At 59.6% G+C, this 26446-nt stretch carries 23 protein-coding genes and 7 pseudogenes; 17 read left to right on the forward strand and 13 right to left on the reverse strand.

Features of this window, described 5'->3' with window-relative positions:
• Positions 1-126: 126 nt before the first annotated feature.
• Positions 127-1149 (forward strand): annotated as a pseudogene (locus AB3X99_RS39400) (IS110 family transposase).
• 481 nt (positions 1150-1630) lie between these two features.
• Here the strand turns inward: AB3X99_RS39400 and AB3X99_RS39405 are convergent.
• The 10 genes and pseudogenes from AB3X99_RS39405 to AB3X99_RS39450 all read right to left on the reverse strand — a co-directional run bounded on the left by AB3X99_RS39405 (position 1631) and on the right by AB3X99_RS39450 (position 10341).
• Positions 1631-2629 (reverse strand): AraC family transcriptional regulator, encoded by a 999-nt coding sequence (locus AB3X99_RS39405; RefSeq protein ID WP_342950019.1) that lies wholly within the window; start codon positions 2627-2629, stop codon positions 1631-1633.
• 121 nt (positions 2630-2750) lie between these two features.
• Positions 2751-3044 (reverse strand): hypothetical protein, encoded by a 294-nt coding sequence (locus tag AB3X99_RS39410; RefSeq protein ID WP_368661881.1) that lies wholly within the window; start codon positions 3042-3044, stop codon positions 2751-2753.
• A gap of 30 nt (positions 3045-3074) precedes the next feature.
• Positions 3075-3224: a hypothetical protein gene (locus AB3X99_RS39415; protein ID WP_368661882.1), complete on the reverse strand. Its 150-nt coding sequence runs from the start codon at positions 3222-3224 to the stop codon at positions 3075-3077.
• The gene (locus AB3X99_RS39420; RefSeq protein ID WP_368661896.1) at positions 3178-3765 is read right to left on the reverse strand and encodes a 2Fe-2S iron-sulfur cluster-binding protein; all 588 of its coding nucleotides are present in this window, start codon (positions 3763-3765) and stop codon (positions 3178-3180) included. The genes AB3X99_RS39415 and AB3X99_RS39420 overlap by 47 nt, the downstream gene beginning before the upstream one ends.
• 18 nt (positions 3766-3783) lie before the next feature.
• Positions 3784-4279, reverse strand: a pseudogene (gene antB / locus AB3X99_RS39425) (anthranilate 1,2-dioxygenase small subunit); the annotation flags it as partial.
• A 7-nt stretch (positions 4280-4286) separates the two neighbouring features.
• Positions 4287-4799, reverse strand: a pseudogene (locus AB3X99_RS39430) (anthranilate 1,2-dioxygenase large subunit); the annotation flags it as partial.
• A 376-nt stretch (positions 4800-5175) separates the two neighbouring features.
• A complete protein-coding gene (locus AB3X99_RS39435) occupies positions 5176-6288 on the reverse strand; it encodes a cupin domain-containing protein (protein WP_368661883.1) in 1113 nt (370 codons plus the stop codon).
• Between the two features lie 140 nt (positions 6289-6428).
• Complete coding sequence (locus AB3X99_RS39440) at positions 6429-7574, reverse strand: aminotransferase class V-fold PLP-dependent enzyme (RefSeq protein ID WP_368661884.1); 1146 nt, start codon at positions 7572-7574, stop codon at positions 6429-6431.
• A 19-nt stretch (positions 7575-7593) separates the two neighbouring features.
• A complete protein-coding gene (locus AB3X99_RS39445; RefSeq protein WP_342922293.1) occupies positions 7594-8880 on the reverse strand; it encodes an MFS transporter in 1287 nt (428 codons plus the stop codon).
• A gap of 48 nt (positions 8881-8928) precedes the next feature.
• Positions 8929-10341 carry a M20 family metallopeptidase gene (locus AB3X99_RS39450; protein ID WP_368661885.1) on the reverse strand — a complete coding sequence of 471 codons (1413 nt, stop codon included), beginning with the start codon at positions 10339-10341 and terminating at the stop codon, positions 8929-8931.
• Between the two features lie 20 nt (positions 10342-10361).
• Here AB3X99_RS39450 and AB3X99_RS39455 point away from each other — a divergent pair, with 20 nt between their 5' ends.
• From AB3X99_RS39455 to kynU, 4 genes are all read left to right on the forward strand, one after another.
• Complete coding sequence (locus AB3X99_RS39455) at positions 10362-11384, forward strand: LysR family transcriptional regulator (RefSeq protein ID WP_368661886.1); 1023 nt, start codon at positions 10362-10364, stop codon at positions 11382-11384.
• Positions 11385-11528: 144 nt separating this feature from the next.
• On the forward strand, positions 11529-12683 hold the full coding sequence (locus AB3X99_RS39460) for a porin (RefSeq protein WP_368661887.1): 1155 nt from the start codon (positions 11529-11531) through the stop codon (positions 12681-12683).
• 95 nt (positions 12684-12778) lie between these two features.
• Positions 12779-14338, forward strand: coding sequence for a methyl-accepting chemotaxis protein (locus tag AB3X99_RS39465; RefSeq protein WP_368661888.1), 1560 nt, complete (start codon positions 12779-12781; stop codon positions 14336-14338).
• A gap of 128 nt (positions 14339-14466) precedes the next feature.
• Complete coding sequence (kynU, locus tag AB3X99_RS39470) at positions 14467-15717, forward strand: kynureninase (protein WP_368661889.1); 1251 nt, start codon at positions 14467-14469, stop codon at positions 15715-15717.
• A gap of 93 nt (positions 15718-15810) precedes the next feature.
• Here the strand turns inward: kynU and AB3X99_RS39475 are convergent.
• Positions 15811-16034, reverse strand: a pseudogene (locus AB3X99_RS39475) (IS3 family transposase); the annotation flags it as partial.
• Positions 16035-16290: 256 nt separating this feature from the next.
• Here AB3X99_RS39475 and AB3X99_RS39480 point away from each other — a divergent pair.
• Positions 16291-16662 (forward strand): hypothetical protein, encoded by a 372-nt coding sequence (locus AB3X99_RS39480; protein WP_368661890.1) that lies wholly within the window; start codon positions 16291-16293, stop codon positions 16660-16662.
• A 671-nt stretch (positions 16663-17333) separates the two neighbouring features.
• Here the strand turns inward: AB3X99_RS39480 and AB3X99_RS39485 are convergent.
• Positions 17334-17785, reverse strand: a pseudogene (locus tag AB3X99_RS39485) (IS110 family transposase); the annotation flags it as partial.
• A gap of 266 nt (positions 17786-18051) precedes the next feature.
• Here AB3X99_RS39485 and AB3X99_RS39490 point away from each other — a divergent pair.
• From AB3X99_RS39490 to AB3X99_RS39500, 3 genes and pseudogenes are all read left to right on the forward strand, one after another.
• Positions 18052-18333, forward strand: coding sequence for a hypothetical protein (locus AB3X99_RS39490; protein WP_342922286.1), 282 nt, complete (start codon positions 18052-18054; stop codon positions 18331-18333).
• A 397-nt stretch (positions 18334-18730) separates the two neighbouring features.
• Positions 18731-19666: a hypothetical protein gene (locus AB3X99_RS39495; RefSeq protein WP_368661891.1), complete on the forward strand. Its 936-nt coding sequence runs from the start codon at positions 18731-18733 to the stop codon at positions 19664-19666.
• 405 nt (positions 19667-20071) lie between these two features.
• Positions 20072-20271, forward strand: a pseudogene (locus AB3X99_RS39500) (DDE-type integrase/transposase/recombinase); the annotation flags it as partial.
• On the opposite strand, the gene AB3X99_RS39505 reads toward AB3X99_RS39500, so the two are convergent.
• Entirely contained in the window at positions 20229-20480 is a 252-nt protein-coding gene (locus tag AB3X99_RS39505) for a hypothetical protein (RefSeq protein WP_368661899.1), read from the reverse strand. The pseudogene AB3X99_RS39500 and the gene AB3X99_RS39505 overlap by 43 nt on opposite strands.
• Positions 20481-20601: 121 nt before the next feature.
• On the opposite strand from AB3X99_RS39505, the gene AB3X99_RS39510 reads away from it, so the two are divergent.
• From AB3X99_RS39510 to AB3X99_RS39545, 8 genes and pseudogenes are all read left to right on the forward strand, one after another.
• Positions 20602-21729 (forward strand): phosphoribosyltransferase domain-containing protein, encoded by a 1128-nt coding sequence (locus AB3X99_RS39510; protein WP_069269012.1) that lies wholly within the window; start codon positions 20602-20604, stop codon positions 21727-21729.
• Entirely contained in the window at positions 21719-22477 is a 759-nt protein-coding gene (locus AB3X99_RS39515; RefSeq protein ID WP_368661892.1) for a trehalose phosphatase, read from the forward strand. Before AB3X99_RS39510 ends, AB3X99_RS39515 begins: the two co-directional genes overlap by 11 nt.
• Positions 22470-23564 carry a cysteine protease StiP domain-containing protein gene (locus AB3X99_RS39520; RefSeq protein WP_368661893.1) on the forward strand — a complete coding sequence of 365 codons (1095 nt, stop codon included), beginning with the start codon at positions 22470-22472 and terminating at the stop codon, positions 23562-23564. Before AB3X99_RS39515 ends, AB3X99_RS39520 begins: the two co-directional genes overlap by 8 nt.
• A gap of 130 nt (positions 23565-23694) precedes the next feature.
• Positions 23695-23964: pseudogene (locus tag AB3X99_RS39525) on the forward strand (IS21 family transposase); the annotation flags it as partial.
• A 180-nt stretch (positions 23965-24144) separates the two neighbouring features.
• On the forward strand, positions 24145-24306 hold the full coding sequence (locus AB3X99_RS39530; RefSeq protein ID WP_368661897.1) for a hypothetical protein: 162 nt from the start codon (positions 24145-24147) through the stop codon (positions 24304-24306).
• 16 nt (positions 24307-24322) lie between these two features.
• Entirely contained in the window at positions 24323-24676 is a 354-nt protein-coding gene (locus tag AB3X99_RS39535) for an ATP-binding protein (RefSeq protein WP_305120855.1), read from the forward strand.
• Between the two features lie 390 nt (positions 24677-25066).
• Positions 25067-25732 carry a tyrosine-type recombinase/integrase gene (locus tag AB3X99_RS39540; protein ID WP_368661898.1) on the forward strand — a complete coding sequence of 222 codons (666 nt, stop codon included), beginning with the start codon at positions 25067-25069 and terminating at the stop codon, positions 25730-25732.
• Positions 25733-25812: 80 nt separating this feature from the next.
• The gene (locus tag AB3X99_RS39545) at positions 25813-26397 is read left to right on the forward strand and encodes a tyrosine-type recombinase/integrase (protein WP_368661894.1); all 585 of its coding nucleotides are present in this window, start codon (positions 25813-25815) and stop codon (positions 26395-26397) included.
• Positions 26398-26446: the final 49 nt, after the last annotated feature.

Genomic DNA, 26446 nt, shown 5'->3' on the forward strand with positions numbered 1-26446 from the left:
CTGGATCGCCGGCTGAGTTGTGCCGCTAAAGGCGCCTAGGAGGAACCGCCAAATTTTACCGCGATGGACCCGGCGCCTCCCACCGGGAGACACTAACGCACTCACCCAGACGTGCGGAGGTTCACCATGGAAATCGACGTTCTCGGCATTGATCTAGCGAAACAGATCTTCCAGCTCCATGGCGCTGATCGTCGCCGTCGTGTTGTGCATCGGTCGAAGGTCTCGCGCAGCTCGTTCTTCGAAGCCGTACGCGCCTTGAACCCGAAGTTGGTCGTCATGGAAGCATGCAGCACGGCCCACCACTGGGGGAGGTGTTTCCAGTCGATCGGTATCGAAGTCAGGCTGATCAGCCCGCAATATGTCGCACCGTTCGTCAAGACGAACAAGAGCGACCGCAACGATGCGGAGGCGATCGTCGAGGCTGCCAGCCGGCCCACCATGCGCTTCGTGACGATCAAATCGGTTGAGCAACAGGACATCCAGGCGGCGCACCGCATGCGCGCAATCCTGCTGCGTCACCGTACTGCGCTGATCAACCAGATACGTGGCCTGCTCGGCGAGCGCGGGCTGGCCATTTCGCGCTCACCGGAAGCCTTCAGGCGCGCGATACCGGAACTCCTACGTACGAGCGCAGACGAACTGACTTCCTTTTGCCAGACGCTGCTCACCGAACTTCTGCAGCACATGCGCGCCAGGAACGTGTTCATCTCATCGAGGCATCCACCCAGACGTTCATGAAGAAATCCGCGCTCTGCAGGAAGATCGCCAAGATCCCTGGTATTGGCCCGCTACCGCGACGGCCGTTGTCGCCGCGGTCGGGGATGCCAGGCAGTTTCGCGACGGCCGGCATCTGCCCGCCTGGCTCGGCCTCATGCCTCGACAGTATTCGTCTGGCGGCAAGCCTCGCCTGCACGGCAACAGCCGACGCGGCGACACATACCTGCGGACCTTGCTCATTCATGGTGCTCGGCCAGTTCCGCGCTATGCACCCCAAAAAAATTGATCCTCAGAGCATCTGGCTTCAAGAGCTGATGGCTCGACGCGGGCCATAACTGCGCAGAGGTCGCCCTGGCCAACAGGAATGCGCGGATCATCCAGGCGCTGCTCAGTAGCGAAGTGACCTATATGACGAGAAGCGCGGCAACATAACCTCCCAAAGCCGCCGGTAAGGAGCCCCCACCCAGGTTTGCGAAGCTTCTCAAAGCGATGACGAAATAGGTTGAACCAGCATCCTGAAGCCTGTTTTTCGTGCCGGCTGCCACTCGTGGCAAGCCGCGATGTTGCTAAGGACGGGCTGCGCGGATCTCATCAAGGCTGCGGGCGTGCTTCGGCAACCGCCCATCTGGCAAGCCGGATACATGCATGCAGACCGTTTCGGCATCACGAAAAAGAAGCTTGCAAAAGGCGGCGGGTCCACACATGCACGAAAAGGCCGACGACTGCTACCAAAAAATTGACGCTTCCTCGTCCTTGTCCTCGTCCTCATTAATCGCAATGATGATTTTCGAATTCCTCGAGCCAGCAGTACTGGATGACGCCAGAGCGGTCCACGGCGCTGTATACCTCGGAGCGACGTCTCTACTGTCTCTCAGTCATCACAGTTGGCAATCTACACGCAATTAATATTCACTTAGCGTCTTGTCACCCGCTTGAGTGTTTGCGACGGTGTTTCGCCGAAACGCGCCTTGTAGTCGTTGGAAAAGCGTCCGAGATGCGAAAACCCCCAGCTCATCGCAATGGAAGAAACGTTACGCTCGGAGCAGTCGGAAAGAATCTCACGCCGCACTGCTTCGAGCCGATGCCACTTCAGATATGCCATGGGCGCATGCCCGAAGTGTTGCCGAAAGCCACCAAACAGCTTGTAGCGCGACACACCGGCCGCGCGCTCGATGTCTTCGAGCGCAATGTCCTCACGGGCGTTGTCGTGGATGAACTGCTTCGCTCGCAATAGATAGTGCGGACATGAGGGGCCCATGGCCCCCGCGAGCGCCTGCGAGTAGTTGTGCGACTGACAGAGCAACAGCCCCTTGATCAACGCTTCCTCGAGATTTCCGACCATCTGCTCATGATTGAGCAACGGCGCGGCGTGGCCCATCTCGTTCAGCAGAAACTTGACCATGCGCCACCAGGCTGCCTGATCGCCGTCGGCGGCATTCATCTGCGGCTCGAACGTCAACGGGACACCAACCGGCCGTCGCAGAAGATCTTCAAGCACCTGACGCAGGGCCTGGCTCGGGATCGCAACGATGATCTTCCGGCAGTTTCCCATGATCGTAAGGTCCTGCCTCTCATGCGGCGACAACACGAGGCCGTTGTCCCGGTCCGATAGCCACAAACGACCATGCGCGGCCAGTTCCTGCTGCCCGGTAAGCGGCAGACTCAGGCTATAGCAGTTGAGCGGCGCCTCGTTATGTATGGAAACGGTGACATCGGTGCCGTATTCCACGTACCCCAACGAGCTCGCCATCGACCGCAACACCGTGCCCGAATGGTGGAACTGCAGTTTCTTCGGGCTCCGTACCTGCAACCGATGCGGTCCGCAGATCGACGCCATCCATTCCTGCGCGCCTTCGAGGTCGTGACGCAGCGCGTCAATACCTTGGCTGTCGTTGAGAGCAGGCGCGTACATGGCGTGTCACTGAGGGCTGATGGTCACTCGATAGTAACCCCCCCCGGGCGCGGAAAAGAATACAAAAAGACCCTGAATGGGTGCTGCGCCGCCACCTCAAGGGACCTGCTGCGCGCCGTTGCTATCCGCGAATTTGGTAGTAGAGTCGGTGGTCGCCTACGCCTTCGCGCGCAAGCCATGCCCTGATAGCGTCCACCATCGGAGGCGGACCGCACACGTACATGTCGAAGGGGTTTGATTCGATCATCCCGCGGTCGAAATGCTCCGGAATGAGGCCAGTCCTTCCCTGCCACCCGTCAGAAGGTTTCGTCACCACGATGTCGCACGCGAAGTTTGCGATGCGTTGTGCGTAAGAGCCCAAACGATCGAGTTCGCACAGGTCGCGCGCGTTCGTCACACCATAGTAGAGATGCACCTTCTGGTCGCCCCCTTGTGAGCGAGATCATCAAGCATCCCGAGAAATGCGGACAGGCCAGTTCCGCCCGCCACCATCACGAGCGGCCGCCCCCACCTGCCGAAGATAGAACGTGCCGAGCGGTGCCTCGAGATCAATCGTCTGCCCTGGCCTGCAGCGTTCGCGCATGTAGTTGCTCATCGCTCCGTCGGGCAGCAGACGAATGAGGAACTGCAACTGGTTGTCGTCGGCGGGCGGGCCGGCTGGCGAACGAATATGAACGCCACACGTCCGTGCCCGGCACCTTCAGGCGGGCGTACTGCCCCGGCAGAAAATCAAGGCGTCCAGCGTGAGCGCCTGCGTCCAGATCCAGGATCGCCGTCGTTTCGGATACCTGCCTGATGCCGGAAACCTGGCCCGTGAGCACCCGCTTCCCCCCCGCGCCGCATAGGCTCGAATCGAAGTCGAAGTAGAACGAGGCGTCGGACTGCACGCGCGTCTGACAGGACAAGATCTTACGCACGGCAAGATCGTCCGGAGACAGTGCTTCTTCACCGACATAATCCTGCGTGTAGCTGCCCGACTCGCAGCGTCCCTGGCAGGTCCCGCACACACCTTCGCGGCAGTCGAGTGGAATGTTCACGCCGCTGCGGAGGGCGGCGTCGAGGAGGATTTCGCCTGAACGGACGTCGAAGAACACCGTTTTGCCGTCGGCAAAACTGAACGCGACCTTATGGATCATTGTGCGCACTCCCGCCTGCAGATGATAGAAGTCGAGCACGGCGTTGATCGTGTCGTTCAGCAGCAGCACGTGCTTGCGTGCGATCTTCCAGCTACCGCCCGCAGGCTGCAGCTGGTAGGTAGCGCGCCCGAAGAAGTGTTCAGCCACGCCGTGCCGCGCGTAAAAGGTCGCCCAGTTGGCCTTCACTTCCAGTTCCCCGTGCTCACATTCGGCGATACGCACGTTGGTGATCTGATGCAGGTGTACGTGGCAGCGGCGTGGAGGCCGCAGACTTGCCAGTGCGCAGCCGAAACACACGGTCCTCGAGCCCCGTTCGGTTCGCGTAGTAGATCAGCGACATGCTGCGCCTCGGGTCGGTCGTGTACACGTGCTCGGAGTCCCATTGAGGCACGTGAAATGTGCTGTTTTCGTCGAAGAGCTCGAGGTACTCGTCCCAACTCTGCGCATCGCAAAGCTCGGCCTCGCGATACAGAAATTGCTCGACCGATTGCTGTAGCGTTTGCGTGACGGCCATGATTCATGGCTTCCTTCCCGACGTTCGATTGTTGTGCGAGGCCCCTCATGAGAAACGCCTGCCAGGCGCCATGCTGATTGACGTAAAGCCCCTCCTGCGTCAGCTCCGTGCCGCAGAGCACAGGCGCAATGCCGAGCAAGCGCGTATTCGCCGTTTCACCTGACACCCACTTGTGGTAGCCGCGCGAGATGTCGCTCCGGCGCTCGAGGCGCGCCTGGAAGCCCCGCTGCTGCTCACGGAATTCCACGAGATCGTCCGGCGCGCCCATTCCCGAGACATTGAAAAAATCTTCGAACTGACGAATGCGGTTTTCGCGATCCTGATCCGATTCGCCTTTTATGCCAATGCACTGGCTGATGACTTCCGTCTTGTTCCAGGCGACTGGACGCACGATGCGCAACTGAGAGCTGATCTGATCCATGAAAACGAGGCTCGGATAGACGTTCAGGTTGCGCAGCCGATGCATCATCCACTCGGCTTTCTGCTGGCCGTATACCTCGACGAGGCGCGGCATGACGGTGGCATCTTCCTCGCCGTCCGGATGCCAGAGACGGTCGGCCGCTCGTATCGAGCACGCTCCGCAATAACGCCAAGGTGCGCGAAGGGGACACCGTCGCGGCGAGCATGTCAGGCATGAACGCGTGCGGCGCAGTGAAAGCGTTTGGTGTCGCAACGCCGAAGTAATTGACTTCCATTTCGGCCCGCACATCGTCAGTATTCTGCACCGCGATAAACGACCGCAGGCGGTTCATGCGCGCACATTGTTGACAGGCAACGCGAGACCCGAGGCGGAACGCGCAGCGTAGCCACACCCTCCCCCCCGGTCACATCGAGCGCAACGGGAATCACGCGCTCAAACTACGGCGACGATCTCGTGCTCGAACACGAGCGACTGCTCACGCGAGTGAGAAGTCGGCTGGCAAGGTCACTTCGAGCAGTTCCAAATCGGCGCTGCAGTGCTTAAACGCATAGGGAAGCATGCCGGGGATCGCAATGCTGTCGTCTGCTCGAAGATGCCATTGGTCGTCGCCTTGCACGACATCGAGAGTTCCTGCGAGCACGAAGAAAAAGCAGAACTCCGTATCGTGCATGCGCGAAACGACCTTGCCCTCGCCTTGCGGGCGCACCACGCGCACGCCCGCGAGGCCGTTCGTTGCCGCACCGATACCCGTGTCCGTTACGACGAAACCCGGCGATTTCCACGGACTCCACGTGCCGTTCTTTGCGACATGCCGAACAAAGCGCTGACCGTTGAAATCGTGGGCGGGATCATAGACAGCCGAAGGAAGCGCCATATCGTGGTCGGCCATCGTGATATGTTCGGCCGGACTACCGATTTCGATCACCTCTGCCCCGGCCGAACTTTCCAGCACGCGGTGCCGGATCTCCGGCGGCTGAAGCACGCAATCGCCCGCTTCCAGAATGAACGGATCGCCTTGCCCCTCGTAGACGACCCGAACCCAGCCCTTGCGGCAGAAAATCGTCTGAAAACGGATCTTGTGGAAGTGCACGTAATCGGGAACGGGGCCGCCACCGAGGATCCGAATATGTGATGCGATAAACGCACCTCCGTGCCGGTTTGGCAGCAGGTCGCGGTAACGCAGGCCCGCACGACCGACGGTCCACGGTGCCCCATCCTGCGCACGAGACAACACGAGTTCCTGTCTGTTGACAGGCTGCTTCATGCGAGGCTCGGCCGGGACGAGCCTGACCTCGACGCCGTTCGGCGCGGTCAGTGTTCGCGTATCGTCGCCGAGTTGAAACTCGTCGTCGCACAGCACGTCGAGCTTCGTCACCCCGCCGACGAGGTCTACACTGAGGCGCAACCTGATATTGCAGCCCGACAGGATCGCCGTGCGAGGACTGTCAGCGGGAAAAATGGCATCGATGCGGAAGCCGAGATGTTCGATAAAGAACTGCGTCGTCGCGGCCAGATCGGTACACGACATCGGGACGAGAAAGCCGCGAATACCGGTCAGCGGAGCGGGAAGAAACGATGGACTGGTCATGATCATGATCCTGAGCTGAAGAGCGGGGTTTCACAAATGCAGCGGTGCAGCAACTGGCATCCGGGGCGGCCCCGTCAGGACGCACGACACGCCTTCTGCGCGCGGCGCATTTGACCGCACTACATGCGGCGCTTTCGCTTTCATCGCGGCAGCCGCGCAGCGAGACGTTCGATGCCCGCCACCGTCGTGCACGCACCGGGCGACAGACGCAACGTGCGGCCGCGCGAGTCGACCAGGATATGCTGCGAAGCGAGCTTCGCCACGACCTCCTGAGGATCCAGATGTGCGGGCGTCCGCACCATGACACTGCCACCGCGAGATGCATCGTCGCGTGGCGACAACAGCGCGTAGCCGAGACCGTCGGTGATTTCGACAAGTTGATGGCACAACGACAGGTTCTGCGCGCGCAGCTTGCCCGGCGGCTGCGCAAGCAGCCAGTCGAAGCCCGGCTTCGATGCGACGAACGGCAGCAGCGACGGTGTGCCCGTGTCGAACCGGCGTGCGTCGGGCGCATACGAAAACGCATCGAGGTTCCAGTTGAACGGGTCGGCCTGACTGAACCAGCCGCGCACGCAAGGTGTGACGGCGGACGTCAGCAGATGCGGCGCGACATACCCAAGACCCGATCCCGGCGCGCCGCACAGCCATTTGAGCGTGGAGCCGCAGACGAAATCGAACGGTATCTCACGCAGATTGAACGGCAGGATGCCCGCGCCCTGCGTGATGTCGACCGCGACAAGGCTGCCCGTGGTTCGCGCGTGCGCAGCGAGCGCGGCCAGATCGACGCGTTTGGACGTCAGCGACGATACCCACGTGATCAGCGCAAGCCCAACATGCGCATCCCACGCCGCGACGAAGTCCTCGTCGCGAACGTAGGCTTCACCGGCGCGCACCGGCACCGTTTTCAACGTGAAGCCGCGCCGTGCCGCAACACCGTTCAACAGGAAGTGCAGGCTCGGAAAACAGTCGGCGGCAATCAGCACCGTGCGTGCGCGCAAGGCCGCATCGTCGAGACCGTCGATGAAACGTGCGAAGACGTCGGTGACATTTTGCGCGCCGAATACGTGCGCGGCGTCTGCGCCGATCAGCGTCGCCCAGTTCGACAGCAGCGCGTCACGCGCACCGAGCCCGACGCTCCAGCGTCGTTCGTCGGGTGCATACCAGTCGGATGTGAAGCGTGCGAGCGCCGCCGTCACGGCCTCCCGTTGGCCGGGGAATACACCAACCGAGTGGTACATCATCCAGCCACTGAAGTCACTGTCCTGCGCGGTAGAAAATAAAGTCATGTCAGCGCTTCGCTTCGAACTAGATGTGTTTGACGATGAACCGATGATAGATGCCGATGCATACGAGGCTGAGCACGGCGCAGCCCATCAGATAGATGCTCGGCGATACGGGATCATGCGTCCAGCCGATCATGGCCGTCACGAGCCACGGCGTGAATCCTCCAAACACCATGACGCCGATGTTATAGCTGAAGCCGAGTCCCGTGCTGCGCAGCGAGGCGGGAAAGAGCGACGACAGCACCGCTGCGAGCGGACCGAAGTAGATTGCCTTCAACACGCCCGCCAGCATCATTATCGACATCAGCACTGACAGAGAGGGCGCCGCCAGTAGCCATCGGAAGCAGGGATAGATGGTCAGCAGCGTGAGAAGCGCGGAGACCGTCATCATCCGGCTGCGTCCATATTTGTCGGCGAGATGCCCCATGAACGGCGTTAACACCATCAGGATCGCGCCCGTCAGCACCGTCGCCGCAAAACCCGTCGACGCTGGCAGATGCAACTGCTTCACGGCATACGTCGGCATAAAGAGAATCATCAGATAACTGGCCGCCGTGGACACCGCCATGATGCCTGCCGCAAGCAGGACGCGCCCCTTGTGACTCACGAGCAGATCTCGAATGGGCGCTGCATGTTTCGCCGCTGAAGGCTGCAGCGTGTCGTCAATGTGACGGCGAATATAGAGACCGACGGGCGCTACCAAAAGGCCGAAAGCAAATGGAACGCGCCATCCCCACGCTTCGATCTGATCCGTCGAAAGCTGGCTGCTGAGTGCGAGGCCCGCGAACGAAGCAAGCACTGTGGCCATACCCTGGCTCGAAAACTGCCAACTTCCAAGGAAAGACTTTCGTGTGGACTTCTGTTCGATCATCAGCGCGGTGCCGCTGCCGAACTCGCCGCCTGTCGAAAAGGAGATCAGCACGCGCGCCAGCATGAGGCCAATGGGCGCGCCCAGGCCGATGCTTGCGTAGGTCGGAATCAGCGCACAGATCAGCGTGCCGAGCGTGGTGAGCCAAAGCGATGCGAGCAGTCCCGCCTTGCGGCCGTGCCGGTCCGCATAGCGTCCGAGAACCAGCGCGCCGAGCGGACGGAAAATATACGAAAGCCCGAACGTGCCGAAGGTCAGCAGCAGCGACACCGTTTCGTCATGCGCGGGGAAAAAGAGCTTCGACAGCGTGACGGCGAAGAAGCCATACGCTGCGAAGTCAAACCATTCGAGCGCGTTGCCGACGCTGCTCGCGACGATAAGGCGCTTCAGTGGCCGGTTGTCCTGGCGCACAGCACGTCCTTCAGTAGCAACAGATTGCATGATCTTGAGACCCGGAAGAAAGACTGCTTGAGAGTGGGACTACTGCCATTAGCGCTTCGTCGAAGCCCGGAGCGTCTCGCGAACCGTGTGCCCCGATTCCCCCATATCCCAGAACAGGCCGGCCATGATTTGCAGCGACTCGTGCGCAACACTCCCCAGCAGATGTTCATCGGGAGCGTGCTGGCGGCAGTTCGGATAAGAGTGCGGGATCCAGACAGTCGCGAGACCCAGCGTCGTCGCGAAGCACTCGTTAGGGATCGTGCCGCCGAGATTCGGCAGGATGGTCACCGGCTTGCCAGAGGTTGCTGCAATCGAGGCTTCCGCCCACTTCGACCACGGATGATCAGGATCGAGCCGCGTCGCGCTGCCCGACGCTTCGATCGTCACGTCGACGTTCTCGAAACCTTCGCGGCGCAAATGCGCGATCAGCAATTCGCGCGCGTTCAACCAATCCGTGCCGACCACGAAGCGCAACTGGCACACCGCTTCCGCGCTGCCCGGAATCGCGCTGACTGGCCGGCCGACGTTGCCTGCCTGCATCGCCAGCACTTCCAGCGTGTTCCATGCGTACACCCGCTCCGCATCACTAAGACCGGGTTCGCCCCACCCCTGTGACAACGGCGGATCGCCTTCGTCGGCACCCACTTCGAGACTCGCGACGAGCTCGCGCACGCGCGGCGGAATCGGCGGCGGCAACAGGCCGTTGACGCGAATCCGGCCACTGCCATCAACAAGGCTCGCAAGCGCATTCGCCAGCACGGTCGCGGGATTAGCCAGCACGCCGCCCCAGTTGCCCGAGTGACGCGCGCCAAATGCATTCGACACGCGCAGCCGGAAATGCAATGCGCCTCGCGACCCAAGAAACATCGTCGGTGCAGCAGCGCGTTGTCGCGGTCCGTCGGAGGCGATGAGCAGATCGGCAGCCAGCCGGTCCGCATACCGCGCGCATACCGCGTCGAGTCCCGGCGACCCGACTTCTTCCCCCATTTCGATGATCACCTTCGCGTTGAAGCCAAGCCTGCCGCGCGTGGCAAGTACCGACGCAAGAGCCGCCAGATTGATCGAATGTTGCCCCTTGTTGTCTGCCGTGCCGCGGCCGTACCAGCTGTCCCCGTCTGTGCACAGCTCCCACGGGGAACGCGCGTCTGTCCAGTTGGCTGCGTCGCCGTTGACTACGTCGCCGTGACCGTAGATCAGCACCGTGGGCAGTCCGACCGCTTCCACGCGCTCGCCGATCAGCATCGGCGGCATGCCTGCTTCAGGGTTTTCCACGATGTCGCACGTGAATCCCATAGCGCCTAGCGCGGGAGCGATCTCGTCGGACAAATAGCCAGTCAGCGCAGCCTGTGCATCCGGGTTCTGGCTCTCCGTGCGAAGGCCGACGCGACGGCGCAATACCGCTTGGAACGCTCCGCTTTCGAAGTGACGGGAGACGTGCGAGATGGCTTCTGAGCGGCTCATGTTCTGGAATCAAAGAATCGATGTCCCCAGAGTACCCGGGTAAACAATCTTTTGTATTCGCAATCAATCAACGTATATTTGCGGAAATCGCAACCCTGTATGCCAGGTCCGAAATGCGCAACCTGCTGGATTCGTCGCTGTATTACTTCTCAGTCGTGGCACAGAGTGGATCGCTGACGGCTGCCACCGAAAAGCTCGGCGCAACTGTATCAGCGTTGAGCCGCCATATCGCGAAGCTCGAAGGCGACGTCGGCGCGCCGCTTTTCGAACGACACGCGCGTGGCATGGTGCTGTCTGACGCTGGCCGAATGCTGTTGCGCTATGCGCAAAATAGCCTTACGGATGCCGAGGCCGTGATGAGCGCGATTCAAGGCGACCAGAGGCGGCGACAGCGCAAGATCAAGATTGCATGCACCGAAGGCTTTGCCCTCGATTTCCTGCCGAACTCGCTCGCAGCGTTCTACAAGCTGTACCCAGAGGCCGTGGTCGTGATCGAGGTCACATCGTCTGATAACGCAAGCCGCATGCTGGTCGATGGGGATGCGTCGATCGCGCTTTCGTTCAGCCTGAAGCCCGAACCGGATGTGGTTGCTCGTCTTACGCTTCCCGCGCCCGTCATGGCGCTGATGTCGAGAGACCACCCGCTTGCGGGTCAAAAATCGCTTACATTGCCAGACCTCCACCTCTACCCGGTTTTGTTGCAGGACACCGGTACGACGGTTCGCCAGTTGTTTGACATCGCCTGCAACGTTGAAGGATTTGAGGTCGTGACACCGATCACGAGCCGCTACGTCGCGTCACTGTACCGGTTTACCCAGGTGATTCCGAACGCCATCATGCTGACTGGCTTTGTCTCGGTCGCGAACCGCATGGATTCCGACGGTCTGGTCGCAATCCCGTTCGCCAATGCACTGCTGCAACAGCGTCGCCTGCAGGTCAAAACGTCATCGACGCGCCCATTGACCGGGCTCGCCACCCTCTGTCTCGATCATCTGGTCGCAGACCTGCAGCGGACAAACGATCGGCATCCCCCCACGGCATAGCAAAGCTTTGCGAAAGGCGCAAAGCGAGTTTGTTTGATTTCGAATACGCCAGGAGAACAGAGGCGGTAGAGTGCGCCAACGCTGACATCGCGGGTCACACGCGAAGCGTCTATTCCGTCTGTTCAAATTCACCTGGAGATCACTGTGAGAAAGAGTCTGCTTGCCGGCGCGGCAATAATGTCCTTATTTGGTCACGCCTACGCACAAAGCAGCGTATCGCTGTATGGCATTGTCGATGCGGGCTTCGCTTTCAATAATAATTCCGGCGGTCAAAAGCTCTACACGCTGGCGAGCGGCAACATGCAAGGCAGCCGATGGGGGCTGCGTGGCGTCGAAGACCTCGGCAATGGACTCAAGACGCTGTTCACCGTCGAGAACGGCTTTAGCGTGACCAACGGAAAACTGCTGCAAGGCGGAGACCTGTTCGGTCGCCAGGCCTACGTCGGACTGGCATCGGATCGCTTCGGCTCCGTCACACTGGGCCGCCAGTACGATGCGGTAGTGGATTACACGGCGCGCTTTGAATCCGCTGCACAGTGGGCAACGGGCTATGGCGCGCACCCCGGTGATCTTGACAACCTCCAGAACACCAATCGGGTGAACAACGCAATCAAGTTCAGGAGCGTCGACTACGCAGGCCTGAAATTCGGCGGACTGTACAGCTTGGGTGGCGTTGCCGGCCACCTTGGCACCAACCAGATCTGGTCCCTCGGCGCAGGTTACGACAACGGTCCGCTTTCCTTCGGCGCAGCATACCTGAATGTGCGAGACCCGAACTTCTCGTTCTTCGGCAACAATTCGACGTCCAGCACGACAGCGTCGAACATGACTGCCAGTACCGTCTATTCGGGCTATGCGTCAGCGCGCACGCAGCAGATCATTGCAGCGGGCGCAGCATATCAGCTAGGACAGGCCACGCTTGGTGCCATGTACACCAACACCCAGTTCCGGGGTCTTGGCGCACTAAGTGCCCTGAATTCGCTACACTATCATGGCAACGCCGCGTTCCACAATGCTGAGGTCAGCTTCAAGTATCTCGTGACCCCCGCGCTGAATCTGGGTATCTCCTACGACTATACGAAGGGCTACGGCGTCAATCACGCGGCCTATCACCAGGTCGACGCAGGTGTCGATTATTTCCTGTCGAAGCGGACCGACGTCTATATTTCCGCGATTTACCAGCATGCGACGGGAACGGACTCTACTGACAAATCGGCGGTCGCGAACATCACGGGTTTCTCAGCCTCCTCAACGGGTAATCAGTTCGTGGCGGTAACGGGAATCCGGCACAAGTTCTAGGATGTCTTCCGCAGAAGCTGGAGGAATCGACCGGGAATGGCACCATCGGTCGTGGACTCCAGCGCTTTTGCATTTTCGCTCAGACAGATCCCGTTATGCGAAACCTTCTTGCTAACGTCCGAATTGGCGTCCGACTTGGCGCTGGCTTTGCGCTCGTGCTAATCCTTCTTTGCGTGACAGGCTCCGTCGCCCTGTTCCAGACAGCTCGGGTGCACAACGGGGCAGTTCAGTTTGCCGATAGCTGGCTGCCGAAAGTCGCTGTGCTTGGGGACATTCGTACATGGGCAAACAACGTTCGCAAGTCAACGCTACGAAGTGTGCTTGAAACGGATCCCGTGCAAAAAGCATCCCAGCGCATCATGAGGGACTTTGCGCTTCGCACACTCGACGCGAAAATCGAAGCATATGGGCGACTCATCTCGTCAGCGAAAGAGGATCAGCTCAACCAGCAAACCCGGAAGGCGTGGAAATCCTATCTGGAAATGGATAACAGACTGCTTTCGCTTTCCGAACAGGGTGAGGGAAGTTTTGCCTCGGCCCGCTCGCTCGCGACGGGGGGGGCTGCCGATGCGTTCACCGCTGTCGCCAAATTGATCGAGGCGGAAGTCCAACTCACCAGCAACGGAAGCCAAATTGCTCGAACCACTGCAGCAGAGGACTACCGGCTGGCCGTAGAAGTCACAATTGGGTTGATTGGACTAGCGCTTGCGACGGGCTCTCTCACCGCATTCTTGATCACGAGGACCATTGTCCTTCCCCTGCGTAAGTCAGTCTCCGTGGCGGAGACCGTCGCGTGCGGAGACCTGACCTCACGTATCGAAAGTTACGGCCGGGATGAGGTCGGACGTTTGATGCAATCATTGCGGAAGATGAACAGCCAGCTAGCGAAATTCATCACTGGCATCCACGCGACCACCGATGCAGTAACGGTAACGTCGCGAGAGATTGCTAGTGGTAATGCTGATCTATCTGCACGTACCGAGGCTCAAGCGGCGTCGCTCGAAGAAACGGCTGCCAGCATGACGCAGCTGACGGAGACAGTCAGACAGAATGCTGACAACGCGTCGCAAGCCAATCATCTCGCAATGAAGGCAGCCGTCATAGCCGACGAGAGCAACGATGCTGTGCAGGATATGGTCCGTGCGATTGGAAAGATGAACAGCAGCTCGATGCAGATTTCGGAAATTACGGCTGTTATAGAAGGGATTGCCTTCCAGACCAATATTCTTGCGCTGAATGCTGCAGTGGAGGCGGCGCGCGCCGGTGATCAAGGTCGGGGCTTCGCCGTCGTTGCGAGTGCAGTGCGCGGCCTTGCACAGCGTTCGGCTGCAGCCGCGAAGGAAATAAAGGAGTTGATCGATTCATCGGTCCAAGCGATTGACCACGCGGCGAAGCAGGCAAGCGCGGTCGGTGTGACGATGGATGATGTTAAGCAGGCGATCAAGCAGGTCTCAGGCATCGTCGGTGAAATCGCTATCGCGTCGGAGCAGCAAAGCCGAGGCATCGAGCAGGTGAATCAGGCGGTCCTGCAGATGGACGAGGTTACCCAGCAAAATGCTGCGCTGGTGGAGCAGTCCACTGCGGCGGCATTTTCCCTCGATGAGCAGGCCACCAGGCTGCAGGACGCCGTGTCGGTATTCAAGATTGCGAGGTAACGGGGATGGTGTTTTTCCGGCGTCATTTGTGCAACAAACCTGCGGTACGCAGGCATTGAAACCAATGCAACCGCATCACCGCGTTCCGCACGAACGCGCCCTCTTTCGAATGACAAGAGCGGACTATCATGAATCAACGTGAAGAAGCACTCGCACTCGATGCGGCCGACCCCCTCGCACTCTTGCGCGACCAGTTCGCGCTCTCTCCGAACGTCATCTATCTGGACGGCAACTCGCTCGGCGTGCCGCCCGTCGCGGCTGCACAGCGGGCGCAGACCGTCATCGGCGCCGAATGGGGCGAAGGGCTAATCCGCAGCTGGAACGCGGCTGGCTGGTTTTCGCTGCCGCGGCGACTGGGCGACAAGCTTGCGACACTAATCGGTGCAGCGCACAACGAAGTCGTCGTCACCGATACGATTTCGATCAACTTATTCAAGACGTTGTCGGCAGTTCTGCGGATGCAGGACAAGCGCGACCCGAAGCGCCGCGTGATCGTGTCGGAACGCTCGAATTTCCCGACTGATCTGTATATCGCGCAAGGGCTGATCAAGCAGTTGGATCGCGGCTATGAACTTCGCCTCGTCGACGATCCGTCCGAGCTGTCCGCGGCGATCACCGACGACGTCGCCGTCGCGATGATCACTCACGTCAACTACCGCACTGGCTACATGCACGACATGGCCGCACTGACGAAGCTGGTTCACGACAGGGGCGCGCTAGTGCTGTGGGATCTCGCGCACTCGGCGGGCGCCGTGCCCGTCGATCTGAATGGTGTCGGCGCGGATTGCGCGGTCGGCTGCACATACAAGTATCTGAACGGCGGTCCCGGTTCGCCTGCGTTCGCGTGGGTGCCGCATCGTCATCAGAGTGAGTTCGAGCAGCCGCTGTCAGGCTGGTGGGGGCATCGTGCGCCGTTTGTGATGAACCCGACATATATCGCCGACGACGGCATCGGCCGCTTTTTGTGCGGCACGCAGCCGATGGTTTCGATGGCGCTGGTCGAATGTGGACTCGATGTATTCCTGCAAACCGACATGCTGGCGATCCGCCAAAAGTCGCTTGCGCTGACCGACCTTTTCATCGAACTGATCGAGACGCGTTGCAAGGAATTTCCGCTCACGCTCGTCACGCCTCGCGCGCATGCGCAACGCGGGTCGCACGCGAGCTTCGAGCATCCGCACGGCTACGAGGTGATGCAGGCGTTGATCGCGCGCGGCGTGATCGGCGACTATCGGGAGCCGCATGTGTTGCGCTTCGGTTTTACACCGCTGTATACGCGCCACGTGGATGTGTGGGATGCCGTTGAGCATCTGCGCCAAGTGCTTACCGAAGAAACCTGGCGTGCGCCTGAATTCGCCACGCGCGGCGCCGTGACCTGAGGGACGGCTACGTCGTCGAGATGATGCCCCGTAAGAGTTGCATTGTTAAGTCGCGGTGTGAGTGGCGGCACGTCCGCTGTCTTGATGCATGGGTCAATAAATTTCGGACAGGCAGATAGCTTCTTTCGCTGTCGGTTTCGCCTCGCAGGCGGCGGGCGACAGATAACCCAGCGTGGAGTGCAAGCGCACTGGATTGTAGAAAGCGATGATGTACTGGTTGATATCGCGCCGAGCCTCATCGTGATTGGCGTACTAGCGCTACCACACACGCTCCATTTATTGTCCCAACAATTTCCCTTGCTCATGCTGCATACCACGTGAAGTCTTTTTTCAACCACGCACGGTCGTTCTCGCTTGCATACTGGGGGCCCCGTGATTTTGATGCCGTTTACCGGGTTAGCGGGCTCCAGACCTGACAAGGCTTTGCGGTCTAGCCCTTTATTAAGTCTCCGTGAAATCAAGAGCTTGCTGTTTGTCTTCCCCGGAGGCCCGCAGTGCCTCGCCCCCAACTGCCAAGGCGATATTGTTGGCATACGCTGAGCGGTTCCCCTTTCGGCTGCGGAGCGGACGGCGATGGAACACTGGCGGCAGACCTATCTCGGGATGCGGTCCATCCTGTTGCCGCGCGATCGCACCTTGCGGGAACTGATCGTGCAGGCCATCCAGGACGTCGAAGCCACACTGGATCGTTGGGGCAAGCTGCTGCCGAAGCCCCATGGCGAGGCATCGAGCCTGCAGAAATGGCTGTGGCCGGTGCCGCTGCGCAATTCGACGCGACAGATGAGCGAACTCTTGCTCAAGCTCGACTATCTGGTCGAGCTCGGTGTACGGGTGCAGTGCCCCGACACATGCAACGAAGCTATCGTCCGGCATTATGCGCGGCGCTGCGCGGACCGCAAACCCTCGGTGAGCCACCGCATCCAGCCGGCCATACGGCGGCTCTAGGCCGCCTGCTTCATGCGCTACGCGTTGTGCTCGGCAACCGACCAGCTCCTGTCGATGCTCGGCGACTGGGTCCGCAAGGCGATCAGGATAGCCAACGATCGGGGCGCCGCCTCGCGCCCGGATCTGAAGGCGCAGCTGCGCGAATTTGCCACGGCAGTCAAGGCGCTCGCAGGCAACAGGGACCTGACACGCGATGTGCTTGCCAGGCAATTGTGCGAATTGGCGGACACAGTCCTCAAACAGGATGCGCCCAGTCGGACCCGCCTGATGCGGGCACAGCTCGTCTCGAAGCGGCACGTGGCGCATGCACTGCTTGCACAGCTGCTGGACCTGCCTTTCCAGGCGCAGACCGCCCATCCCGTCATGGATGCGCTCGCCTTGCTGCGCGAGCGCTACCCGAACAAGGCGGTCGATCTGCCGGCGGACACGCAGATCCCGCTTGGACGGGCCTGGCAGCGGATGATCGCCATGGCGCGCTGCGCGCTGCTGTCTTGCTTCACGTGCGTGGCGACCTGCGCGTCGCACCAGGCGATTTGCTGGTCGAGGGCCTGCAGGTGCTCCCGGCCTCGTGCCAGCGCAGTGCGCGCGACATCGTTCAGTTCAGCGGCCCCGTCCTCCAGTGCCTCGACGAAGCGGGCACGAAATGCATTGATGCCTTGCGGCAGGAACACGCCGAACTCGACGAGTTCACCGCGCAACCGGTTGACGAGCGCGGTACGCTCCTCGACGAAACCGTTTCGCATCCGGTGCAGCAACAGCACGTTTTGCTGGTCTGCCGTTTTGACGGCCACGAAGCGCATATGCGGTCGCCCCGCGGCCTCACAGATGGCCTCGGCATCCAGCCTGTCGTTCTTCACGTGCTTGCCGCCCTTGCAGTATGGCGCAGCGAATTGCGGCGCAATCAGGCGAACCTCGTGACCAAGTCGCGCAGCTTGCGCCCCCAGTAGTGGGCTGCGCTGCACGCTTCCATTGGGACCAGACATGGCGCAAGGTTGGCAAACCATTCGAGAAACTTCTGCCGTGAGATGGCTTTCCTGACCACCACGCGTTCCATGCTGTCCACGCCGTGCACCTGGATCAGGTTCTTGGCCAGATCCACGCCGATACGAGTAATCTTGTCCATGACTTTCCCCTTCTCAGATGGGTTGTCCAGCACCAACCATCCTGGCATATCGCTATGCCACGAGATCGGGAAAGTCCTTGCTAATTCGGGTCATGTACCTGCTCGACGACACGCCGGAGAACCGGCCCAGCCCGAGCCGGAAGAAGATGATGTTGCCATGCATTCGGACGACGATGCCGATAACTGACACTCGCCGGGCCTGACACGGCGACTGCGCCCGCTACGGAAGTGTCGCCGGGGCTTCCGCCCCCTCTTTGAGAACAACAATGAACAACACACCAACAACCGTCAATCTAGATTTAGGCACTCTTCTCGACGCAGATCCCCTGATTCTTGCGGCAGAAACGGAAGATGATATTGGGTGCATCCTGCGTCTTCATCTCCAGGTCGAGCAGATGCTCGACTTCTATCTCAACAGAAAGCGCACGGCCGACATCGCTCCATTTGTCAGGAACCTCGCGACTTCAGCGGAAAGCTGTCTATTTCTGTCGCTTTGGGCTTGCTTATACCCTTTGCATTCGAATGGCGCACTCTCTTCGCCGCACTAAGTAGTGAGGAGATCGTACGGCTAAGAGTTGGCTGTGTACGTGAAGAAACATCGATAGGGCAACCAGGTACACCAATGCCGGATGCTCGACGTTCCGGTTCACAAGACCGGAACTGCATTTACCAAACCGATTGACTCGGTCGTCGGAGAAGCAATATTGGCGTGGGAGCGAGTACGTCCCGTACAACCGGCTGCGCTCGACGTCAAAACCGGAGAGCAGGTTGACTTCCTCTTCTCGTATCGTGCAAGGGCGATACCACGCCAGTACCTGAACCGACATCTCATCCCCTTGCTTTGCCGGAGGGCAGGCATTCCTTGCGTGGATGCTCGCGGACAGATCAGCAGCCACAGGGGCACGCTCGACCATCGCGAGCCAGCTCTTTAACGCGCGGGAACCAATGTCCCTGTTCGAACTGCAAGCGTGGCTTGGTCATCGGTCGCCAGCAACGACCCAGCATTACGTCGCAATCACGCCCACAAAGCTGGCCAGAGCTCATTCTGAAGCACAGTACTTCCAGCGCAACCTTCGAATGATGGAGGTGCTCATTGACCGGCAGGCGATCGACGATCGGCACACGGACCAGCCGTGGAAGTACTATGACCTTGGTCACGGGCTGTACTCATATGAGTTCTTCGATCAATGTCCACACCGCATGGCGTGTGTGCGTTGCGACTTCTACGTTCCGAAGAAATCGTCCCAAGCCGACTTGCTCTCTTCGAAGACGGGCATGATCCGGATGTTGCAGGAAACTCCTCTCACTGATGACGAACGCGCTGCAATCGAGGGCGAGCAGGAAGCTGTCGATCGTCTGCTTCGGTACCTCGAGGGGTACCGACACCCGACCGCCGCACCGCCCCAAAGAGTAAGAAACAAAGGTAGAAAAAAACGCTCAATTCCATACAACCTGAACGATTTCCTGCCGCTGCGAGCAATGACGATCGGTTTTTCATCGTCATTGCAATCCTGCGAATTTGGTTCCGTTATGCTATCGCCTTGCCTGCAGGGCCGGATATCGCACCCGTTTTCTCAAGCTGGTTGCGAACCGCACCAGACACCCATCGGGTTCAAGGACGCAGTGATGGAACTCACGCCTGCCCTGGCGGTTAGCCGCCCCAGAGAAACGTTGGTGCCGAACAAGGTCCAAGGGGATTTCGCAGAACCATGGCTGTTGCGTGCGCAACGCCAGTCAGGAATGGCTCGTTGTCTTGTCCATTATGGTACCGCCATAATTTGGATAGCAAATACCAATCGACTCCATCAGCTGTCGAGAAGGGTCTTCGCGAGTTGCTTACCTCGCAGGTCCCGGCCTATTCGGCGATTTCCTGGCGGATGATGAGGAGAGCAGCCCCGTGCTGAACCGAAACTAAGCAACAATGCACCCATGCAATCAAGCGTTCATTGGTCACCTTACCTTATCCCGTTGAATTGCGTTGCAATATCTCCGAAATTGTCCGATCCGCGACAAATGTTGGACATTTGCAACAGGCAGTTCGGAATTGTGTTGTGTCAATATGACCGTCCGTCCGGCGCGAAAATTGCATCAGTCATTTCCGGAAGTCCATCTCACACGGAGGTGAGGATACGAGTCCCAAAGACGGACGATCTGACCAATGAGGCAGAACCTGAATCCCGCAGTGGCGAAGGTGCTCAAGCGCCTGCATTATCCACTTGACGTAATCCTTCTATGCCTGCGCTGGTACGTTGCCTATCGGCTGAGTCTGCGCCACCTCGAGCAGACCGCCAGAACAAATGCCTGAACAATGTTGTAGAGCAGGACTACCGTGCCATGAAGCGCCGCACTCGTCCTATGCTGGGATTCAAAGATTTTCGCTGTGCACGCATCTTATGGTTGGCATTGAAGTCATGCATTGGCAGATGAAATGCATTCGCGGCACTCAATCATCTGCCGTTGAGCAACTGTATTCGCTGGCGAAATAAGCAATCCCGTGATATTGCGCTTTGCTATGACCGTTGCCATTATCGCGAAAAAATCCTTCAACTGACAATGCTGCTAGCAACATGAGCCAAGTGGCCGGAATAGTGACGGCGGTGCCGCAAGGACAGCGCAATGAGTCGCCCAGGCGCCGCCACCGCGCGAAAATGCGCTGGCTGGCGCACTCGCCTGTGGTGCAATCCGGACGCTCCATCTACAACTCAGCGACGAATTGCATACCATCATTTTAAACAGTGCCGCGGTTGTCACAACGGGGCAATTTTCAACAGCCAGTTAGGTCCTCGACGACCTCGCATCAAACTAGGAAGCAGTTCATGGATAGCAATGTAGTACCCACGTTCCTACGCGCTAAACTGAAGCGGGGACTGCTCGAGGTCAAAGTCGACGCCGCCACCTTGCCTGCGGCTAACCTGTTCGGTTTCGCGGAGCGCCGGAATCCAAAGCGGGCATTTCTCTTTGTATCCAAAGTTCTGGGACGCTACATACCGGCGCGCCCATCGATCATGGCTGCCAGTTTCGAGAGCCTCGTCAGCGAGATCCCAGCGAACCTGCCCGGCCCAGTGCTGGTAATCGGCGTGGCCGAAACCGCAGTTGGCCTCGGTGCCGGCGTGTACCGTGCTTATAGTGCAACGCGTTCCGATAGCGTGTACCTCACCAGTACCCGTCATCCTTTGGGTACCGACCTCTTTGCTCGATTCGAGGAAGAGCACAGTCATGCCAGCACCCACTTAATCCACCTGCCGGTCGATCCCGAGGTTCGTGATTTGATGCTTCAGGCCCGATCCTTAGTCCTGGTGGACGATGAGGCTTCTACCGGCAAGACCTTTCTCAACCTGCACCGCGCACTAATCGAAGCCGGCCTGAAGAAGATCGAGCGAGTGGTCACGTGCGTCCTGACGGACTGGTCTGCGGGTGCTGTGAGTAAGGCCATCGGAGAGTCGACCACCGCCGTATCCTTGTTGAGCGGGTCGTATCAGTTCCACGAAGATCAGTCCGCGCCCCTGCCGGATATGCCAGGCGTCGGTGCCGTTTCTATAGGCGAATGGCCTCTCTCACCCCGCAATGACTGGGGGCGCTTGGGCGTTCGCCGCGTGGAGGACACGCTCGCACCGGACATTCAAATCCGGCCCGGCGAGAACGTAGTCATAGTTGGTACCGGTGAGTTCGTCTGGCGTCCCTTCCTGCTGGCGGAGCGTGCGGAGCGAGCCGGGGCAGACGTCTACTTCAGCTCCACCACGAGATCCCCTGTGGCCCTGGGCCACGCGATCGAGCACGTGCTGTCGTTTCCTGACAACTATGGCCTCGGTATTCCGAACTTCCTCTACAACGTGAAGCCCGGTCAGTTCGACCGAGTTCTTATCTGCACGGAAACCCCGGCGCAAGCGCTCCCTGCAGAACTGGTTGATGTCCTGAATGCGGAGATAATTTTCGATGAGCAGTAACCGTCCGCTGATATTCGTCGATCTCGACGACACCCTGATCCAGACCGCAGGCAAGATGGAGGAGGCCACACCACGAATCATCGCCACTCTGGACGTGCATGGGCAGCCCAACGGGTACATGAACCCGGTCCAGAACTTCTTCATCAACTGGCTGCTGGCCTCAGCCGATGTCGTTCCGGTTACCGCACGCAGCGTGGAGGCCTACAACCGCGTCAAGCTTCCTTTCACCGAAGGCGCAATTTGCTCCCACGGTGGAGTGATACTCCGCCCTGACGGATCGCCTGACCAGACCTGGCACGGACAGATGGCCGCGTCGCTCCGGACCTTTCAAGACCGGCTGTCGCCACTGAGCGAAGCCACCCTGCAAATCGGCAAAGAACTGGGCTACTCCGTGCGCAGTTGGGTAGTTGGAGAGAAAGGTCTGCGCCACTACGTCGTGACCAAGCACAACGAGTCCAACGACTCGGTGCTCACCGAGTTGCTGACCGAAGTTCAATCTCGACGCATGTTGGAATGCATGCACACCCATGTTAACGGCAACAACCTCGCCTTCCTGCCTGAGGGTTTGGAAAAGCGCTTCGCCGTTCAAGAATGGTTGCGTCGCGACCGTGAGATCCACGGCGAGCGGCCAGTCCTAGGCTTCGGTGACAGCATCTCCGACCTGGGGTTCATGGACCACTGTCATATGTGGTCGACGCCGGCGCACAGTCAACTGGCGACCGTAGTGAAGGGGCTCATCAATGACTAATCTTCTCGCCACACTGAGCACCGTCGGCAGCGGCAGCTACGCCCCTGAAGATGTGCATTTCCTTTTGCAGCGCGTGCCGCTGAGCGTCACTAACGTTGACGAAAAGGAACTTCTGATCCAGACGAATCAGAAACATTACTCCGAGATGATAAGCTTGGAGCAGGCTCCTACCGACGTGCACAAGCGTTTCCACACCCATGTCCTGGCGCAGAACGGCGCTCGTATGGCTTCCAATGTTCAGTCCCTGGCCTTGGCATTGAGTGCCGCTTACACCGGGCCGAGCATCGCCCTGGTTTCATTTGTTCGCGCAGGCGTACCCCTCGGCGTCCTGCTGCGCCGGGCACTCGTCGAAATGGGCCGCGATGCTCACCACTACGGCGTCAGCATCATTCGCGATCGCGGTATCGACACGGTGGCTCTGGAAGCCGTCATCCAGCTGCACGGTCCCGAAAAGATCGTCTTCGTGGATGGTTGGACCGGAAAAGGCGCAATCTCCGGTGAGCTCAAGCGCACCTTGGACGACGACAAGCGCTTCCCAGAAGATCCTCGCCTCGTTGTTCTGGCAGACCCCTGCGGCCGCGCTTGGCTAGCTGGCTCTGCAGAGGACTGGGTAATTCCGTCTGGCATCCTCGGCGCGACCGTGTCCGGCCTAGTATCCCGCACCATCTGGCCGACTCAAGGCGGGCTTCATGGTTGCGTGACATACGACCACCTGCCTAAGCATGATGTAACCCGAGAGTTCATCAATAAGATCGAGGCCGAACGCGGGGCGCTGGGCGAGGTTCATCCCGCAACTCCATGGACCAACGAACAGCGATTGGAACTCCAAGCGTCCGCTGATGACGCGGTGTCCTCGCTGGCAACTCGCTTTGACATCTCCAACTTGAATCGCGTGAAGCCGGGTATCGCTGAGGCAACCCGAGCGGTTCTGCGTCGTGTGCCTGATCACGTTCTGGTACGTGATCGCAACGACAGCGACGTGCAGTTGTTAATTCATCTCACTGACCGCGCGGGCGTGGCCGTAGAGGAAGCTGGCGCGGACCTGGGTCCGTATCGTGCCGCGACAATCATACGGTGTCCGATCTGATGGGCACCATTTCTCCGTTCGCCGTCTGGGCGACTCTGTACATGCCGACCCGCGGTGACATCCTGGACGTGGATTTCGGCACCAAGATCTCAGAATTGCGCTCACCTGTGGTGTGCCTGGAAGACGCGCGGCTTACCGCAGAAACTGGGAGCAACTCGATGCCCGCCTGTCACAACGCGACGCATGTAAGACGATGGTCGGCCTGCTTGAGCTCGCGGGCCTGCATGGCGCGCAGGCCGTACTGGCCGGGCAGCTTGATGCGATGCTGGAAACCGGCGAGCTTCCCGATCTCAAGGCGCTGCGTGACCGATACGCACCCCGTGAGGCGCAATGTCCCGATGTCGAGGTTCAGATGCCGCCCGTTGCCGTCTATCACGAACTGCTCGAAAAGGTGGCCAGCGTGAACGCGCCCGCGCATGATGGTGGCCGCCTGGCCCTGATGCTCAACGAGGTGCGTTTGCCAACGATCGGCAGGTTGTGGCCCGAGTTTGCTGAGCGCTCGGATAAGGAAGCCTAGCCGGCCGCACGCCTGCTCGGCGCACTGCTAGAGCACGAGCTGGCCGAACGCGCTAAGCGACGCATCGAGCGGCACCGTACCGAGTCGCATCTGGACCCGACCAAGACGCTCGCCGCCTTCGACTTCGGCGCCGTGCCGATGTTCTCAAAAGTGCATGTTACAGCGCTGGCCACCGGAGAGTCATGGCTGGAAAGGCGCCACGGTTCTCTTGTTCGCCCCCCCTAGGATCGGAAAAAGCCACGTGGGATCGGCTATCGGTCACGCATTGATCGACGTCGGCTACCGCGTGATGTTCACGCGTACCAGCGAGCTCGTTCAGAAGCTGCAGGCCGCGCGCCAAAGCCTGCAGTTACCTTCCGCGCTGGCCAAGCTCGATCGCTCCGATTTGATCATCCTCGACCTATGTGCAGGACCTCGTTATGTAGAGTCAACTGCCTGGACCCTCGGCCGATGGGATTTTGAGGCGGCGGAACTACACATAACTGGAACGAGCTATTGTGATTCCTCCGTTCACTTGAATGGGAGATTCACATGCTGGAATTTCTCTTTCCCCGCGATTGGCCGCTTTATGCTGCCGGCCCGCAAGGACCGCTAGTCCGCAAATTTTCGGCGTGGGTCGTCGAGCCCGGCTATACGCGCATTTGCGCACGGCACCACGTACGCCGTTTCCGTGAGGTTCTTGTCTATAACCATGTAGCGGCTGGCACCAGCCTACCGATTACTTCGACTGCGCTGTCCCGCTGGTTCGCACCGTGGTCGCACGACACCTTATACCTCGCCACGCAGCGAGCGGCAGAACGCTTTTTATGCGATCGAGGTCTCTTCGTTCCGGTGGCTAAACCGAGCCAGTTCGACTCGCTCATTTCGCAATACCGATCCCATCTCATTGATCTGCGCGGACTCGCTCCTGATACAGTCGAGCACCACCTGAGGACGGTTACCGGCGTCCTGTCGAGCGCCTGTTCGAAGCGCCGCCTTGAGCGCTTTGTCGACCAGACCAGCAAGCATCTTCGCCGCCAGACTCTTCAGCGTACTCGAACTTGCAGACACGCGTCAGGCCACGGCGACATCGCCACTAAGGCCGTATGTCCTCCGCCTGGCGCTTGTGCTGCTGTGCACCGCCGGGCTGAGGCGAAGGGAGTTGCTACGGCTAACGTTGGCCGATGTAGACGCGCACGCTGGAGTCCTGCACATACGCGAATCAAAGTTTCACAAATCGAGATGGGTTCCGCTTTCGTGCGGTGCCCGGCTAGAACTGCGCCGCTACCTCACGCGCCGCCTCGCTACCCCTCTCGACACTACGCCGTCGTCACCGTTACTGTGCAATATGCACCATGGTCTGCGGGGCTACCCTGGAACGGGATTGCATGAAGGTATCACGGGATTACTGCAAGAAGCAGGCTTCCGGGATGCCGACGGGCGGGTTCCCCGTATTCGCGACTTTATGCATTCCCTTGCAATTGAAGCCCTGATGCGATGGTATCGTCACGGGGCGGACGTCCAGTCCAACCTGCCAAAGCTCGCACTCTACATGGGTCATGTATCAATCGTATCGACTGCCTACCATTTGCACTGGATTCCGGAACTCCGAGAGCTGGCGAGCGATAGGTTCGCGAAACGATTTGGCTATCTTGTTCAGGGAGAGCAATGATGAAACGGCGTCCTTGCTCCGGTGAGCTCGGACGGAGTCTTGTCCGATTCTTCCAGGATTATCTACCTACGTTGCGAGGGATGAGCCGGCACACGATCCATAGCTATCGCGACACGCTGGTGCTTCTGATGCGATTTCTTAGTGCGAAGCGACACTGCGGCATTGAACGTCTGGATCTTGCGGCGATCACCGCCGAATCGGTCGGACAGTTCCTGACACCTCTCGAGCGAGACCGGCACAACGGCATTGCCACGCGTAATGCCCGGCTTGCCGCGATTCATACATTCGCGCGGTTCTTGGCAACTGAACGTCTTGAACATCTGGCGGTGGCGCAGGCAATCCTCAGCATTCCATTCAAACGCGGGGCGCGGTCAGCGCCGATCGAATATCTCGAGCAGGACGAGGTTGAGGCGCTGCTGAATGCGGTCGATCGAACGACCGCCGCCGGTCGGCGTGACTACGCGTTGTTTTCACTGATGTTCAATACCGGCGCAAGGGTGCAGGAGGTACTCGACCTTCGTTTATGCGACCTGCGCATGCAGCGGCCGTGCCAGGTAAGACGAAGGCAAGGGAAACAAGGTCCGCGTCGGACCTATCCGAATGAAAGGGACTTCCCCGTCCCGAGGCTGCGGCGGAAGCCGCGAGTCGGCATCGAAGTGCCATGATGGAGTGTCGAACTACATCAACGCCAACAGGAGGGGAAGTCCATGCCAA

The organism is Paraburkholderia sp. BR10882, from assembly GCF_040948855.1.
GTDB lineage: Bacteria > Pseudomonadota > Gammaproteobacteria > Burkholderiales > Burkholderiaceae > Paraburkholderia > Paraburkholderia nodosa_A.